This window comes from Arthrobacter tumbae, assembly GCF_016907495.1.
Taxonomy (GTDB): domain Bacteria; phylum Actinomycetota; class Actinomycetes; order Actinomycetales; family Micrococcaceae; genus Arthrobacter_D; species Arthrobacter_D tumbae.
In genome coordinates this window covers 1-15,478 of record NZ_JAFBCC010000001.1, presented here as the reverse complement: position 1 = coordinate 15,478, position 15,478 = coordinate 1, and the positions used below count along the sequence as shown (strand labels likewise).

The following is a 15,478-nucleotide window of genomic DNA, read 5'->3' as shown; positions in this document are numbered from 1 at the left end:
TCATGAGCGCCGAAGATCTCGAGAACTATGAAACTGACATGGAACTGCAGCTCTACCGTGAGTACCGCGATGTCGTCAGCCTCTTCAATTACGTGGTAGAAACGGAGCGCCGGTTCTACCTTGCCAATCACGTTGATCTTCAGGCTCGGTCGGCGGAGGGTGAAATCTACTTCGATCTCACGTTGAATGACGCCTGGGTGTGGGACGTGTACCGTTCGGCTCGGTTCGTGAAGACGGTGCGTGTCATCACGTTCAAGGACGTCAACGTCGAGGAACTGGCGAAAACCGATGACATCCCGCTTCCGAAGGACGGCTCACTGGGCGCCTGACTCCCGCTCCACAACCGGGCGGATTCCCTGTAGTTTCCCACATAGGACGTTAGCCCCACACCTCCGCCTGCCAGCTGATCCACGCTGGTACCGGAGGTGTTTTCATGAGAAACAAGGACGAGCTCGGCAAACGGGGAGAAGCCCTTGCAGCGCGCTATCTGGAGGACGCGGGGCTGCGCATCATCGATCGCAACTGGCGCTGCACGCTCGGAGAGATCGATCTCGTAGCGGTCGACGGCGCCACTCTGGTGGTCGTTGAGGTCAAGACCAGGTCCTCCGAGGCATATGGTCATCCGTTGGAGGCAATCACCCCGGGAAAACTGGAACGGCTGTATCTGTTGGCATCGCGCTGGGCGCGGGCACATGACCTCCGGTTCTCCGGCTTCCGGGTGGATGCGGTAGCGATCGTGGATGGTGGCGCTGGTCAACCCGTCATCGAGCACCTGCGGGCGGTGAGCTGATGCCGCTCGGACGCTCCTATGCTGTCTCCCTCGTAGGATTGAACGGCTACATCGTCGAGGTGGAGTCTGATATCGGGCAGACCCTTCCGGCATTTGTGTTGCTCGGGCTTCCGGACGCTTCACTGTCAGAAGCCCGGGAGCGCATTCGTGCAGCGGCGCGCAATGCCGGTCTGCCACTCACCCGCCGGAAGATCACGGTGAACCTTGTCCCGGCATCGTTGCCGAAGAGAGGCTCCGGTTTCGATCTTGCAATCGTCATGTCCGCTTTGGCGGCGGCGGGGGATGTGCGCAACTGCGGACGCACGGTGTTTCTTTCCGAACTCGGATTGGACGGGCGGCTCCGGCCTATCCGGGGCGTGCTTCCGGCGGTCATGGCTGCGGTGGAAGCCGGCTTCACCAGCGTGGTTGTGTCCAGTGGGAATGCCGCGGAAGCTGCCCTCGTCCCGGGTGCCGAGGTGAGAAGCTATGACTCGCTCGCTGAGGTGGCGTTGGCCTTCGGCGCGGACCCTGCGTGTGTTGAGCTTCCCTCGCCGCAGTTGCCCGAACCCTCAGCGGGGACTGCCCCTCCCAGTGCCGTAGTTGTACCGAAAGACATGTCCGACGTGGCGGGCCAGTCCGAGGCACGATTCGCCGTGGAAGTGGCTGCCGCAGGAGCGCACAACCTGATGATGGTGGGTCCGCCGGGAGCGGGGAAGACGATGCTGGCCGAACGCATGCCCGGCATCCTCCCGGATCTCACTGACAAGCAGGCCATGGAGGTTACCGCCATACATTCCCTTGGGAGTACTGAGTTCTGTCGGGAGTTGCAACGGCGGCCGCCGTTCGAAAGTCCGCATCACACCGCCAGCGCGGCATCGATCATCGGTGGGGGCAGTGGCATTCCCCGTCCCGGTGCGGCCTCCCGCGCACATCGAGGGGTGTTGTTTCTCGATGAGTCGAGCAATGGAAAGTGCACCTCCTTCTCGAAGGAGGTCACTGATGAAGACCAGTACGAAGCAGCCTGGCGCGAACGCGCGGCCGGGCCGGGCCGTCCGGGCGGTGGTCTACCCGGCGTTCACTCAGACGGGTCCGGAGGCGCCTGCGGAGGGCACGCGGCCGATTTACCTGTACCTGCGGTTGTCGAAGTACCACAAGGACAAGGCGGACGCGATCGAGCGTCAGCGGCTTGACCTGACACGCAAGCTCGCCGCAGAGGGCGGTTGGACGGTGTTGGGTGAGTACATCGACAACGACTCGGCCAGCGCATCTTCCGCGAGGAACCGCAAGGGATGGCGTCAGCTCAACCAGGACATCCAGACCGGTAAGGCCCCGGCGGTGGCGTTCTGGAAGCTGGATCGCACGAACCGGATCGCGGCCAAGTGCATCGAGTGGATCGGGCAGTGCCAGCGGGCAGGTGTCTATCTGGTCTCGCATCAGGACAGCGCCGATGAGCTGAACACTGCTACCGCCGGGGCGAAACTGGTGACCGGGATCAAGGCGCTGCTCGCGGAGGTCGAGACCGATTCGATGAGTGAGCGGCAGCTCGCAGCAAAGCGACATCTGGCCGAGGCCGGGTTCCATCATGGCGGCACGCCGCCGCTGGGGTGGATGGCCGGTCCGCGGGTCGTTGACGAGTTCGGGCGTTCCGGGGTGCGCCTGGTGCCGCACCCGGTGGAGCATCCGGCGTTGATAGATGCGGTGGACATGGTGCTGGCCGGCAAGAGCCTTGCGCAGATCGCCCGCTACTGGAGCGACCACTACGGGATTACCGCGGCTGCGGGCGGCCCGGTGTATGAGGCGACGGTGTATCGGTCGCTGGTCTCGCCTCGGATGATCGGGTATCGGATGCGGCAGGTGCCCGAGCATCAGCGCGGGGTCAAGCTCGACCTGTTGGACTACATCGCCCGGGACGCCACAGGCGAGCCGGTGATCGCTCAAGAGCCAGTGTGCGATCGCGGCACGTGGTTGCGGGTTCGTCGGTTGTTGGAGGAGGCGAAGACGTCCCGGACGAGACGGCCGTGGGGATCGCATGAGTGGCTACTGACGGGGTTGCTGCATTGCCAGTGCGGGGAGAGGTTGTACGGGCACCAGAAGTACCGCAAGAGGGCCTCAGGAGAGCGCGTACAGGCGTTCGCCTACCGATGCCAGGCAAACCGCGTGCGCGGGCCGGGAAGGTGCTCTGGCGGGTGCACGATCGATGCCGACAAGGGTGAGGCGTTCGTGCTGGGCTGGTTCTTCTCCCAGATTACCGATGACGCGCTCGCTCAAGCGCGGGCGCGCCGCCGCGCGGCCAGATCGGATGCGGGCATCAACGAGGTGCTCTCACAGCTCGACGAGGCCAAGGCCGAGCGTGACGCGCTGCTTTCCAGGCAGGGTACGGGAGAGTATCGGGGCGCGATGGTGACGACGCTGTTGTCACTGATCGAGGACGCTCAGAGGCGGGTCGACGTGCTCCAGCGGCGTCTCGACGCGATGGAACTGGATGAATTCCCGATCGAGGACGGTCCGGCTCTGATCGCGTCCTGGAAGGAACGGGCGATCACGGAGAAGCGCGCCTATCTGCGGCGGATGATTCACCGGATCGACGCACTGCCGGGCAAGGCGCCGACCGAGGAGCGGTTGACGATCATTCCGGTCGAGTGAGGGCGTCGGCCACGCTCGCGGCGTCGAGCATCGTCGCGATCTGCTCGATCACATCCTGTGAGGCGGGCTGGGTGGTGCGCTGGTGCATGCCGGCGCACCACCCAGCCGCGAACGCGCTGTAGGCGGGCTCCGAGACGACCTGACCTACCTCCGCGGCTGGCGGGCAGGTGGGCTCGTTGTTCATACGACGTCTCCGGCGATTGAGGCGAAGAACTCTTCCTCGGCCTGCCGGCGCCGTGCCACGTCGGCGTTGACGAACTCGGTGAACTCCGAGTCCCGGTCGCCGATGACGGTGTCCTCGACCGGTTCGGCCGGTTCCTCGCCGGGCCAAGCGGTCTGCCGGGTAGGACGGTCACGGTCCAGACGGGTGCCGGAGGCTGCCACCCAGTCTCGCAACCGGGCGCGGGCATCGGCGAAGTCTCGATGCCACCCGATCGCGGCGCTGGCGTTCTGTTCGGGGTCGTACGCGCCCAACCAGTGCAGATGCAGCGCAGATAGTTCCCAGACCAGCTCCGTGTGGTGGTGCCAAAACGGCGGGATTACTGAGGCGGGCAGTCCGTAGGTGGTGCGCAGCCACTTCACCCACCGGTCCAGCTCGAACCACTCGGCGTCGGCTTCGTCGGCCATTAGAAGGTTCCAGTTGACCGGATGCGGCGGCTCCGAGATCAGCGGAACATCAGCAGAGAGGAGGTCATCGTCGGAAACGAGATCGTCCTCGTCGGGCTCAAGGGGGTACTCGCTCATGATGCCGCCCCGTCCTCACATGCCGATCGCTGATGCGGTGTTGGCCGGCTGCCGACGCCCGGGGGCATCGACCGCTGCCACCTCCCTTGAGGCGGCGTGCTCGGGCGCGGTCCGCTCGATCCCGGTGCGTCGGGCGCTGCGGTCGACCTCGTAGCGGGTGTAGGCACTGTCGGGACCGATCCCGGTCGCGACGAACACCTCGCCCTCCATCCCGGTGTTGTTGTTGGTGTAGTTACGCGTGTAGCCCTGGGCGACAAAGCGGTCACCCTTGACGAAGTTGTCCGCGATGCGCAGAGCGTTCTCGTCGTAGGCCACGAGTGTGTCGAACGTCGTGTCCAGCTTGGTGAACGAGCCGCCTTCCTCCTTGCGGGAGTGCTCCTGACCGAACCTGACCCGCACCCGCGGATCGCCGTCCCCCGTTTGGGACAGTCGAGGCTCCGAGGCGATGAACCCCCTGATTGAGGGTCGCGTGTGAATAGGCATCTTCCGCTCCTGCCGTCTCTCGCGCCACGCTCACTTCATGCGCGGCTCTGTGACAGGCAGGTGCACACCCACGCACGGAGGGGCGCTCGGTCAGGAGTCGGCAGGGTGGCGCAGCATGGCCTCGATCCCAGCGCGGTCTTCTCTGAGCTGGGCGGCGTCAGGCCGTGTCGGCCAGGCACGCAGATCGGTGACGATCGGCGGTGCGGAGCGCAGCAACGTTACTCCGGTGCCGAATGGCAGAGTCCTGATTCGGTCCGGCGGCAGGATGGGGACACGGCGGATGGAGCGTTGGTTCGAGCGGGTGCCGCGGTCGCCGAGGGTGACCGAGTCGGTGTATTCGTCGCGTTCGCCGATCAGGGTGGTCAGGTCTTGGAGGTCACGGCTGTTGGAGGCGCCGCCGAGGATGATCTTGACGATGCTGGCGTCCCAGATCGCGCCGGCGGCGTTCTCGTTCCACTTGTCCCGTGCCTGCGCGAGCGACTGAAGCACGGGCAGGGTGGTGATGCCGGTGCCCCCGCCTTCGGCCATCAGCGTCGGCAGGGATGGCAGGGGCGCGAGATTGCCGATCTCGTCCAGCGCGAGCAGCAGGGGTGGGTCAAGGCGGGCTCCGGGTGAGCGTGCAGCGATCCGGCGGGCGGTCTCGATGAGGTCTTCGACGAATGCCGCCACGAGGGCGGCGGATGCGCCGGCGCCGGCGCCGGTGGCGAGCAGGTAGAGCGTGCCGCGCTCTCGGATGAAGCCTTCGGGATCGAACTCCTCGCCTGGGCCGGGTGTGACGGCATCGAGCACGCGTGGGTCGGCCAGTGCACCGAGGGCGAGGGCGACGCCTTGCCAGATGCTGTCGCGGGTCTTGGGGTCGGAGTCGATCATCGCCCCGAGGGAGTCCGCCCACCCGGTCGCGGCCATGGGCGAGTTGGTGAGGATGGCGACGGCTTCGGCGGCCGCGCTCGGGTCGAGGGTCCAGCGGAACAGTTCGGCCGGTGGCCTGTGGTCGAGGGCGGCGGCGTGCAGGAGGGCTTGGAGGGCGGTGCGGGTTTTGCCTTCCCAGAAACCACCGGATTCGACACCCCCGGCGGACAGCCCGGTGGCGGCGGCGAGACCGGTGGCGCGGATCATCGCCGTCAGCGGGTCCTCGCAGCCCCGCACCGGTGACCAGCGCAGCCCCGCCGGGACGCCTTCGGCGAGGTGTTGCGGGTCGAACACCGCCACCGGGCGTCCGTCGCGTTGCCGGGCGCGGAGGGTGGCGGTGAGGTTGTCCGGCCGCGTGCTGGTGGTGACGACGGCGCCGGGCGCGTCGAGGATCGCTGGGATCACGATGTGCAGGCCTTTGCCGGAGCGTGGTGGACCGATGAGCAGGATTGAGTCCTCCACACTCGCCCACACCTGCTTGCCCCGCGAGGTGCCAATCCGGTAGCCGACATCCGCCGGGACTGGATCGCTCAGCGAGGGCCGAAGTGTCCTGGCGCGGCGTAGCAGCGCCTTGCCCGAAGCGGTCTGGGCGACTTCCTGGCTGGTGGCGGTCCCGGCGAGGCGCCGCGGGTCACGCTCGACCTTCCGTGAGTGCCGTCGTAACCGACCCCATACCCATGCACCGGTGGCCATGAGCCCTGCAAGCAGGGCCGCGGTGGTGATCCAGTAGGCGACCGGGTGCAGGCCATCGGCGGCCAGCGCGCTTGCGGGGTCACCGGGGTTGAACAGCACCCCGAGTCCTGCGGCGTGGCCGGCTTCGGGTTGTGGTGTGCCGGTGAGGAACGCCGCGACGGACCCTGCGGCGCGCAGGATGAGTGCGACCCCGAACATGCCGACCAGGCCGATGAGGGCGGCGTTGGTCAGCTCCTCGCCCATGCTTCCGGTCTGCCGTGGCGGTGCGCTCATGGCAGCCGCCGCACATGCAGGGTCGCCGAGACGCGGCCGAGCAACACGACCTCACCCGTGCCGTCGCGCAGGACGGGCCGGAAGCGGTCGAGGTCGAGGAGGGTGCGGGCGTCCCCGGTACCGGTCGCGTCGGTGTGGGAGACGATGACGGCGACGGCGACGTCCTCGCCTGGCACGAACCCGTCTGCGGTCACCTCCGCAAGCGCGGGGCCGCGGGGCTTCGTCGTGTGCTTCCCCCGCCCCGAGGCTGGCTCGCTTGCTTCGACGCCGGCGGGTGGCGGGGTGCGGCGTCGGCCGTGGATGATGTCGGTGAACACGGTCCCGTCGGTCTCGTGCACTTCGATGCGCACGGTGATTGTCCGGTTGGCGGTGATGGCGTCCAGGAGGGTTCCGAAGGTGCTCCGCGTCCACTTCTCTCCCTGCGATGGCGGACGGAAGTCAGTGCCGTCGACGGTGACGTGCAGGGCGCCGGTCTCGGTGACGGTGATGACGACGTGGGGCAACACCACCGGGGTCTCCTCGGGCTTTTGCGGGGTCGCACGGTGTGGGGGGTTGCGGTTCATCACTTCACTCCCGAGGTGAGCCGGGAGCTGGTGTCGAACAGTTCCAGCTCGGCCGGATGCAGCTGGTGTTGGGTGACGAAAGCCCGGTCTTTGATCCGCCAGAGCCCCTGCCCGACCCCCAGGGATGGGAGGAGCTTCTGCTCGGTGCCGGTGAGTCCGAGGGCTTGGGCGGTGGGTCCGAGCTGATCGGACTCCTGCCGGTAGACGATCCGGGTCTCGGCATTGGCCAGGAGGCTGTTGGCGAGCGAGCGCATGGCGGAGCCGGCGTCGCCGACGTTGTCGAGATCGGAGAGCTTGTGGAAGATCAGCATGTTCGCGATCCCGTAATGCCGCGCCAGCCGCCAGTGCGCATCCATCCGGCGCAGCAGGGCCGGATGGGACATCAGCCGCCAGGCTTCGTCGTAGATCACCCAGCGCTGCCTACCGGCCGGGTCCAGTAGGGCCGATTCCATCCACGCCGACGAGCACGTCATCAACACCGACATGAGCGTCGAGTTTTCCGTCACGCGGGACAGGTCGAGGGAGATCATCGGGAGGCTCGGGTCGAACGCCACGGTCGAGGGTCCGTCGAAGAGGCCGGCGAGGTCACCGGCCACCAGGCGGCGCAGGGCGTGGCCGACGAGTCGGCCGTCTTCGGCCAGCCTGCCGTCTGCTTCGTCGTTCGGTCGAAGGATGCGGTCGACGACCATCGGCAGGATCGGCACGGTGTTTTCCCGCACCGTTTCGGTCAGGGCCAGGTCGATCGCGGTGTGCTCCAACGGGGTCAACCCTCGGGCGAGGACGGTTTCGGCCAGGGCGCCGATGAGGTCGCGGCGGCGGGAGGCGACCGTGGTGGACCACTGCGCATCCGAGAGCCCGGAGGGTCGGTGTCCCTCGTCGAGGGGGTTGAGGCGGGTGTTCAGGCCGTGGCCGAGGACGATCGCTCGCCCGCCGACCGCTTCGGCCACGCGCGTGTGTTCGCCCTTGGGATCACCGGGCACGTACACGCGCCGCCCGAACGGCAACGACCGCGTGTAGAGCGACTTCGCCAAGGAGGACTTGCCGCTTCCCACGATGCCCGCAAGGACGACGTTGGGCGCGGTGATGATCCCGCGGGCGTAGAGCACCCAGGGGTCGTAGACGAACGACCCACCGGAGTAGAGATCTTGGCCGACGAACACGCCGTCGGCGCCGAGCCCGCCTTCGGCGACGAACGGATACGCGCCCGCCAATGTCGCCGACGTGTCCTGGTGTCTGGGGAGGTGGAATCTGCCTGGTGTGCGCAGCGCCGCCGGTCTGGGTTCACCCGCGGCAGGCAGATATCTGGTGGCTTTGCGTTCGGCGCGCTCGGCCTCGGCCTTTGCTCGCGCTGCTGCCTGTTCGGTGCGGCGCTGTTCGGCTTGGAGGCGGGCGGCCGCCTCGCGGCGCTGCTTGCGCAGCCGGCGTCGCTCTTTCGCCGGAGCGACCAGCACCGAGGTGTGTAGCCGCTCGGTCTCGCGCGCGCTCATCGGGACAGCCCCTGCCCTGTCGGCCCGGCCGTGCGGGCGGGTCCAGCGAACCAGTCCTCCTCCGTCGCGGGAGATGTCCGCAGTGATCGCTCCCGCATTGCTGTGCCGGTGGCATGCGATGTGCTCGTGTCGAGTGGACCGTCGCCGGTGATGGCTTCGCGGGCGGGCACCACATCGGCGTCGTCCAGTTCCGCATCGAGTGGGACGGTGTGCTGGCGGAGCAGGCTGACGTGCCCCATGGCCGGGTTGTAGGTGAGGGTGTAGCTACCCTCAGTCACGACCCGATCGAGTGCCCCGGTTGGGGGTTCGTCGTGGACGTAACCGTTCTCCAGTGCGGCGTCGGTGGTCTCGTCCCCGTAGTCCCAGTTCTTCAGGTGTGTGATCGCCGCGTCGGTGCCGTCGCGGTCGATCAGGTCCAGCACCTCGTCGGCCTCCTCGCCCTGGAGGAAGACCACGGAGATCCACCGCCGCGCGACGCCCTCAGCGCGCGCCTCGCGGGAGAGGGCGGGTTCGGGGTGCCAGGCGATCCTGCCCAAGTGGCTGAACGCCGCCTCGAGGCGGTCATGCACCTGATCGAGCAGGGTGCCGGCGTGGTGCAGCTCGTCGGCGGCAGCCAACGCCCTCTGTGATCCTGCGAGGTGATCGCCGTCGTCGTCGTGGGCGCGGCCACGGTGGGTCAGGTGAGCGTTGGCAACCTGGTCGAGCACCTGCCGCAGCGACCGCACGCCGGCCACCAGGTCGCCGAACACCGTGTACGTGTCGGACGGGTTGTCAAAGACCCGGCTGGCGTGCGCGAGACCGCGCAGCGCTTCGGATGCTTCAGCGGCATCTTTGAGCGGGTCATGGAACGTGGGCATGAGCGCCTCCTGTGGGCGAGAACGGAAAGCCCCGGCATCCGGGGTCGCCTGTCAGGTGCACGCCCCGCCCCCACCGTGAGCCCCTGCCCCGCAGTGAGTTGGGTCAGATGTGGCGGCACAGCGGCAGCGCGGCGGCGGTGAACGCCGCGGCCTGCTGGCCAACGAGCAGCCGGGTCTCGCACGAGGCTTGGATGGCGGCCTGTTCGACCGCCGCCACGGCGGCGTCGAGTTCGTCGACGGTGGGTGCGGAGACGCTGATGAGACCGGTGTAGCGCAGCACACCGTGGCCAGCGGTCAGGTCGGCTTCCTGTTGGAGGACGTCGTGGTACTCGGCGGTGTGCGCGGCGTCTTCGATCTGCCCGATCTTGGCGCGTTGGGTCTGGTCGGAGATGTGCTCGACCTTCTTCTTCCGGATGTCCCGGGCCGCCTGGTCCGGACGCATCGGCGTGCACAGCAGCGAAAACGACCGCTGGATGCCGGTGGACAGCAGCACCGGGGACAGGAACCCCGGGTAGACCATGGAGCGCGGCCACTCGTTGATCCACAGCACGGCGTGGTGGGCGGAGTCGGTGCGCAGCCGCGTCCAGGATTCGTTGACGGCCACGGGTCCGGCCGTGGCGAGGTGCTGGCCGAGTTCGCCGTGGCGCGCCAAGGTGGCGGCGATGGCCGGGTCGTACGCGGCGCGCAAGATGACCGCGATCTGCCCAGGACTCAGCCAGCCCGACGGGGTGAGGTCGGCCGAGCGCAGCGCGGCGGTGAGGGTAGACATCTCCTGACGCAGCACGGCGGCAGCACCCCGGATGCCACCCCCGGCGGTCCTGATCTGCCGCGCGGCGGTCTTCATGTCCAGGCTCAGGGACAAGGTGGTGGCATGGCGTTCCCCGGCGGGACCAGCGCGGTCGATCAACTCGGCGTAGGTCGTCGCGGCCCACGTGTCGTCGGCGGTGCCGTGGGCCGCCCACCATTCGGCCAGCCCGGTGCCGGAGTCCGGCAGGGTGCGCTCCAGCACCTGAAGGGTCGCGATCCGCCCGGAGCGGCACACGGTGGCCAGCACCCGGCCCCAGGAGGTGACCCGGCGTTCCTGCTCGCCGGGATCGAGCAGCACGAACGCGGGATGGGTCACCTCGCACACCACCGTCAGGGTCTGCTGGTGAGGGTCGTGGACCATCCCGGCGCCGGTGTCCGGGTCGGTGTACTCGCGCAGCCGGGCCATGTCGCCGGGCAGCGAAAGCGTGCCGGCCGGCCGTGGGACAACGATGCGGCGCCGGTACAGGAGCTGGCCGCCGGTCGCACGCCACAGCCACCAGAACGTGACCGGCAGCCATTCCACCGCCGGACGCCCGGCGACCGGTGCCCAGGTCAGGGCGGCGGCGAGCACCCACACCGGCGCGGTGTAGGCCAGCAGGATGCCACCGCCTCCATACAGCGCGACCACGACCGAGAAGACACCGGTGGCGAGGGTGATGAGCTGGGATAAGGAGAGGCCGAGGAGGATGCCGCGCCGGGTCAGGCGCGAGAACTTCACCGGGACCAGGGCGGTCGAGGGCTCTTTCTGCTTCGAGGTCATGACCTCACTCCTTCCCAGTGGGCTTCGGCGTCGGCGGCGGTGGCGGCTTCGGCGGGCGCGGCTCCGGCTGCGAGGGACCGGTCGACGATGCCGCGGGTGCCGGCGTGGACGACGACTTGGGGCTGGGCGTCGAAGGCGGAGGCGCCTGCGATGGCGGTGGAATGCTGCCGGACTGCCCGGCGGCGTCGGCGGCGGTCTCGCCCTGGCTGCCGAGCGCTGTGCCGGCCTTGGGGCCAGCGGTGGCAGAGTCCTTGGCGACTTTCGCGCCGATCACCGCCGCTGCGGCCGGACCAGCCGCCGCAGCACCAGCTCCAGCACCAGCTCCGGCTGTGCCGCTCGCGCCAGCGGACCCGCTGCCTGCGGCGGCGGCTTTCCCTCCGCCTGCCCCGGCAGTGCTCCCCGCGGCCTGGGGTGTCGGAGTCTTCGGCTGCGGCGGGGTCTTCCCACCGCCACCATTGCCCCCGCTGCCCCCGCTGTTGCCGCCTCCGCCGCCGCTGCTGTTGCCGCCGTCGAGGATCTTCTGCGGGCCGTCGCCGGCCGGTTTGGACGGTGTCGGGATCGGCCGGTTGAGGGCGCTCTTGGCGTCCTGCTCGGACCCGATCGCGTGATACATGTCGAAGCCCACAAACGACAGGAACTTGTACGTCAGGTACGGGGCGAACGCGGCCATCGCCATCAGCACGATCCCGGCAATCGGATCGCTGACCGAGGACAGGTCCCCATCGATCGGCGCGGCCACCTGGGTGACGGCGACGAGGAACATCACGACCAGGACCAGCTTGGCGCAGATCAGTGCGATGACGAACATGGCCCACTTGCCGATCCACCCCCGCGTGGCATCCCACGACGCGCCGGAGAACGCCAGGGGTGCAAGGACGATCGCCACCAGTAGCAGCGCCTTCCGCACGAGCAGGGAAAGCCACACGATGGCGGCCGCGCTGATGGCCAGGCCGGCGAGGAAGATCGTGATGATCGCGCCCACCCCCGGTGCGGCGATGTTGATGCCGACCAGTCCCGCGGCCAGCAGGGTAATCTTGTCGCCCATCGACTCGGTGGTCTCCCCGGCGGCTTGGATGATCCCGACGCACAGCTGATCGACGATCTCCAGGAGCAACGCGGTCAGGGTGATGACGACGAAGCTGCCGAGCACGGATTTGGCGAGCCCGAGCGCGGCCCTGCCCAGGGCGGTCGGGTCGCGGCGGATGAGCCCGGTGATGAGTTGGAGGCAGAAGAAGATCAGCATCATGAACACCGCGATGCCGAACAAGATGTTGTAGACCGCCACGTACTCGGGCCGGGTGACGTCCACGAAGGTGGTGGTGTCGAACACTGTCCAGACGGCTTCGAACAGCCAGCCGGCGGCGGCGCCCATTGCTTGGGCGAGCCAGTCGAACGGCGCCGCCACCAGCGAGGCGGCTGCTTCGCCGGCGGTGTCGCACACGGTCGAGATGATGGGAACATCGCACACACCCACCGCAATCACTCCTCAGATCGAGTTGATGGAGGGGTGGGGTCAGACCTGCTGGCCGACGTCCCAGAAGAAGTTGATCAGCGTCACCGACGCGCCGCAGATCACCGCAGCACCGCAGGAGACGAGGACGCCGATCTTGCCCCGGCCGGCCAGGTGCGGGTTGGAGGAGTTGGCGCCGAAGCCCCACACGATCGCCGAGATGATCAGGGCGAGCACGGAGAGGATCAGGCCGATGGTCATGACCGCGCCGACGATGGTGCGCAGCTGGGCGATGCCGGGAAGACCGGAATCGTTGGGGTCGATGTTGATGTTCATCGGCACCAGTGCGGGTGCGGCCAGGACGGTGGTGATGAGGTCGAACACGGTGGGTCTCCTGACGAACGGACCCGCCCCGGAGGGCGGGGAACGGATGGGTTCGTCGGTCAGGTGCACCGCCCGCCCCACAGTCCTCCGAACGCAAAGCCGCGCGGTGCGAGGGTTCGCGGGCGAGTGCGCGGTCAGAGTTGCTGGCCGAGGTTGATGAGCCAGTTCAGCCACGCGATCCCGCCGCCGGCCAGGACCGCGGCACCGAGCGCGGTCCAGGCACCGATACGCGCCTTGGTGGCGGTGGCGTGGTGGCCGTTGGCGGTGGCGAGTGCCCAGATGAGGGCGCAGACGATCAGCATCAACACGGCGATCACCAGGACGAAGGTGAGCAGCGCACCGATCACCTCGCGCAGGTTGCCGATCCCGCCGAGGCCGTCGAAGTCGGGGAACACGTCCATGCCGCTCAGCTCCCGGACCGAACGGTGACATGGAGGTGGTCGTAGTGGCCGCCGGTGACGTCGCCGGGGTCGTGCATGCCGCCGCCGGTGTAGTCGCGCCAACCATCGGCGTCGCGGGCCAGTGACCAGATCTTGCCCTGCCAGATCAGGTACTCGACACCGAGGGTTTCGGCGTGGTCTTTCATCCAGTTGGTGACGTCCCAGCCGACTTCGAGCTGCGCCGGGGTGGGGTGCTGGCCGATGGCGTTGCCGAAGGTCAGATCGCAGGCCCGGCCGAGCGGGTGTTCGGAGCGGGTGCCGGGCCGCGGTGAATAGCAGACCCAAGAAGTGTCGGGGAATGCGGCCATGCCTTGGCTGTGCAGGTGCAGCATCCTTGCGGTGATCTGTCCGTCGCTGGTGGGGTCGTCGACGCGGCGGTCCGGGTCACCGTCGAGGGGCTCGGGCTGCCCGCCAGGCGTGCTGGTGTCGGGGTCGCAGCCGGCCGTGGCGCCGGTCTCGGGTTCGGGGAGGTCGGCGGCATCATGGGCGTTGAGCCAGGCGGCGGGGTCGGTGTGCTCGCCGTCGGTGCCGCCGGTCCGGACCTCGAAATGCAGATGCGGCCCGGTGCTGTTGCCGGAGGAGCCGATGTCGCCGATGTGCTGGCCGGCGGTGACAGTGTCGCCGGGTTGGACGTGGATGCCGGTCTCCCACATGTGCCCGTACGCGGTCGCGACGGTCTGCCCGTTGAGGGTGTGTTCGATGACGATGAGCCCGCCGTAGCCGCCGGAGAACTCGGCGACGGTGACGGTGCCATCGGCCGCCGCGAGGATCGGGGTGCCGTCCGGGGCGGCGAAGTCGGTGCCGGTGTGGAACGAACTCTCCCCGGAGATCGGATGGACCCGCGGCCCGTACTCGCTGGTCAGCACCCAGGTGCCCGCGGGCACCGGGAACACCACCCGCGAGGACTCCGCAGCAACAGTCTGCGAGGCCGGGACTGTGGTGCCGCCGGCCGACGCCCCCGCGCTGGCTGTCGTGGTGGTGCCGGTGAGGGTGGTCAGGATGGTCTCGGCGACGGGCTCGTAGTTGCGGTACCGGTCGGGGTAGGCGGACACCTCGACGGCTTGGGCGGCCTCGCCCTTGTCCATCTGCTCCCAGCCGGGAATGTCCAACAGGCCACGCGGTGAGGGGTGGTTGGGACCGGTGGGTCCGCCGAAGAACGCCTGCGCCTGATACGTCGGGTCCATCAGCTCAGCGACGGTGCCCCACCCGGACTGCGGGCGCATCTGAAACAACCCCAGGGAGTCGTTGTCGGAACCGTCGCCGTCGTTGGGATAGTCCGCCGACTCCGGATAGACGCTCGTGTTGGACAGCATCCGCAGGGTGGATTCGGTCAGCGCCGCCATCAGCGCAATCACCAACCCGTCCCGGGTCACCCCGTCGATGCTCGTGCCGGTCTCGATGATCGTCGCCGCATGCGTGAGCTGCTGATTGTTCAGTGTGAAGGTCTCGCCGTTGGCGGTGGTGACCTCCAGCTCGTCGGGGACGTCGCCGACCCTGACGCTTGTGCCGGCCACGGTGCAGGAGGCTGAGGCGGCAGGGTTCATCACCACCCCGACCCCGACCAACACCAGCGACGGCGCCAGGAACACCAGCGCGAGGGCGGCGAGGGCGAGCTTCTTCACCATGAGCGCACCTCCGGCCTATCGGAGGGGGTTGTCGAGCTGGGACAGCCGCAGCAGGTGGCAGGTGTCGTAGGTCGGGCCGCAGACGAGGAACACGGTGAACGCCACCGGATGCTCGGAGGTGACGGTCTCGTCGTTCCAGAGGCCGGTGCGGTGGCGGGTGCCTTCGATCGTGTAGGCGGTGGTGCCCTCGGCGAGCTGCCCGGGTTGTGCCTGTTCGAGGGCCGCGTCCCAGGCCTCGGGGACGAACACCTCGTCGATGGTCAGGTGCTGGGCGGTGGCGTACTGGCGCAGCTCGATCCAGGCGTCCCGGTTCGGCAGGTAGGTGGCGATGTCGGCGGCGAGCCCGGCCTGCTCGGCACCGGCGGGGTCGCCGACGGCGAGGACGACCGAGGTGTAGTCCAGGGGCATGAACCCCGAGGCGGTGTCCCAGGCGAACAGCGCCGTCGCTACGTTGCGGGCGAAGGTCACCGGATCGGCCGAGGCCGGCACCGTTGGCAGACGCGGTGTCGCGGTCGGTGCCGGATCGCCGGGCGCTCCTGGATCGCTGGGGGCGGTCCCAGCCGGTCCAGGCCCGGAGCCGCCGTTGGCGTC

The 15,478-nt window shown here is 68.4% G+C and carries 16 protein-coding genes and 1 pseudogene; 4 read left to right on the top strand and 13 right to left on the bottom strand.

Annotated features, from left to right (window positions below; genetic code table 11):
- The first annotated feature begins 2 nt into the window (after window positions 1–2).
- From JOD47_RS00085 to JOD47_RS00070, 4 genes and pseudogenes are all read left to right on the top strand, one after another.
- On the top strand, window positions 3–329 hold the full coding sequence (locus tag JOD47_RS00085; RefSeq protein ID WP_056548317.1) for a DUF2469 domain-containing protein: 327 nt from the start codon (window positions 3–5) through the stop codon (window positions 327–329).
- 104 nt (window positions 330–433) lie between these two features.
- The gene (locus tag JOD47_RS00080; RefSeq protein WP_204530836.1) at window positions 434–790 is read left to right on the top strand and encodes a YraN family protein; all 357 of its coding nucleotides are present in this window, start codon (window positions 434–436) and stop codon (window positions 788–790) included.
- Window positions 790–1,728: pseudogene (locus JOD47_RS00075) on the top strand (ATP-binding protein); the annotation flags it as partial. The gene JOD47_RS00080 and the pseudogene JOD47_RS00075, both read left to right, overlap by 1 nt.
- 40 nt (window positions 1,729–1,768) lie before the next feature.
- A complete protein-coding gene (locus JOD47_RS00070) occupies window positions 1,769–3,412 on the top strand; it encodes a recombinase family protein (protein ID WP_204530834.1) in 1,644 nt (547 codons plus the stop codon).
- Here JOD47_RS00070 and JOD47_RS00065 read toward each other — a convergent pair.
- From JOD47_RS00065 to JOD47_RS00005, 13 genes are all read right to left on the bottom strand, one after another.
- A complete protein-coding gene (locus JOD47_RS00065; protein WP_204530832.1) occupies window positions 3,396–3,596 on the bottom strand; it encodes a hypothetical protein in 201 nt (66 codons plus the stop codon). The genes JOD47_RS00070 and JOD47_RS00065 overlap by 17 nt on opposite strands.
- Window positions 3,593–4,156, bottom strand: coding sequence for a hypothetical protein (locus JOD47_RS00060; protein ID WP_204530830.1), 564 nt, complete (start codon window positions 4,154–4,156; stop codon window positions 3,593–3,595). Before JOD47_RS00060 ends, JOD47_RS00065 begins: the two co-directional genes overlap by 4 nt.
- Window positions 4,157–4,171: 15 nt before the next feature.
- A complete protein-coding gene (locus tag JOD47_RS00055) occupies window positions 4,172–4,639 on the bottom strand; it encodes a single-stranded DNA-binding protein (protein WP_204530828.1) in 468 nt (155 codons plus the stop codon).
- A gap of 90 nt (window positions 4,640–4,729) precedes the next feature.
- Complete coding sequence (locus tag JOD47_RS00050; protein ID WP_204530826.1) at window positions 4,730–6,514, bottom strand: type IV secretory system conjugative DNA transfer family protein; 1,785 nt, start codon at window positions 6,512–6,514, stop codon at window positions 4,730–4,732.
- Window positions 6,511–7,077, bottom strand: coding sequence for a hypothetical protein (locus tag JOD47_RS00045; RefSeq protein WP_204530824.1), 567 nt, complete (start codon window positions 7,075–7,077; stop codon window positions 6,511–6,513). Before JOD47_RS00045 ends, JOD47_RS00050 begins: the two co-directional genes overlap by 4 nt.
- On the bottom strand, window positions 7,077–8,564 hold the full coding sequence (locus JOD47_RS00040; RefSeq protein WP_204530822.1) for a putative type IV secretion/conjugal transfer ATPase: 1,488 nt from the start codon (window positions 8,562–8,564) through the stop codon (window positions 7,077–7,079). The genes JOD47_RS00045 and JOD47_RS00040 overlap by 1 nt, the downstream gene beginning before the upstream one ends.
- Window positions 8,561–9,421: a hypothetical protein gene (locus JOD47_RS00035; RefSeq protein ID WP_204530820.1), complete on the bottom strand. Its 861-nt coding sequence runs from the start codon at window positions 9,419–9,421 to the stop codon at window positions 8,561–8,563. The genes JOD47_RS00040 and JOD47_RS00035 overlap by 4 nt, the downstream gene beginning before the upstream one ends.
- A 103-nt stretch (window positions 9,422–9,524) precedes the next feature.
- The gene (locus tag JOD47_RS00030) at window positions 9,525–10,988 is read right to left on the bottom strand and encodes an SCO6880 family protein (RefSeq protein ID WP_204530819.1); all 1,464 of its coding nucleotides are present in this window, start codon (window positions 10,986–10,988) and stop codon (window positions 9,525–9,527) included.
- Window positions 10,989–10,992: 4 nt separating this feature from the next.
- Entirely contained in the window at window positions 10,993–12,462 is a 1,470-nt protein-coding gene (locus JOD47_RS00025; protein WP_204530817.1) for a conjugal transfer protein TrbL, read from the bottom strand.
- A 39-nt stretch (window positions 12,463–12,501) separates the two neighbouring features.
- Window positions 12,502–12,822 (bottom strand): DUF6112 family protein, encoded by a 321-nt coding sequence (locus JOD47_RS00020; protein ID WP_204530815.1) that lies wholly within the window; start codon window positions 12,820–12,822, stop codon window positions 12,502–12,504.
- A gap of 134 nt (window positions 12,823–12,956) precedes the next feature.
- Window positions 12,957–13,223, bottom strand: coding sequence for a DUF6112 family protein (locus tag JOD47_RS00015; RefSeq protein WP_204530813.1), 267 nt, complete (start codon window positions 13,221–13,223; stop codon window positions 12,957–12,959).
- Window positions 13,224–13,228: 5 nt separating this feature from the next.
- Window positions 13,229–14,887 carry a M23 family metallopeptidase gene (locus JOD47_RS00010; RefSeq protein WP_204530811.1) on the bottom strand — a complete coding sequence of 553 codons (1,659 nt, stop codon included), beginning with the start codon at window positions 14,885–14,887 and terminating at the stop codon, window positions 13,229–13,231.
- A gap of 15 nt (window positions 14,888–14,902) precedes the next feature.
- On the bottom strand, window positions 14,903–15,478 hold a 576-nt coding region (locus JOD47_RS00005; protein ID WP_239547954.1), incomplete at its 5' end, for a hypothetical protein.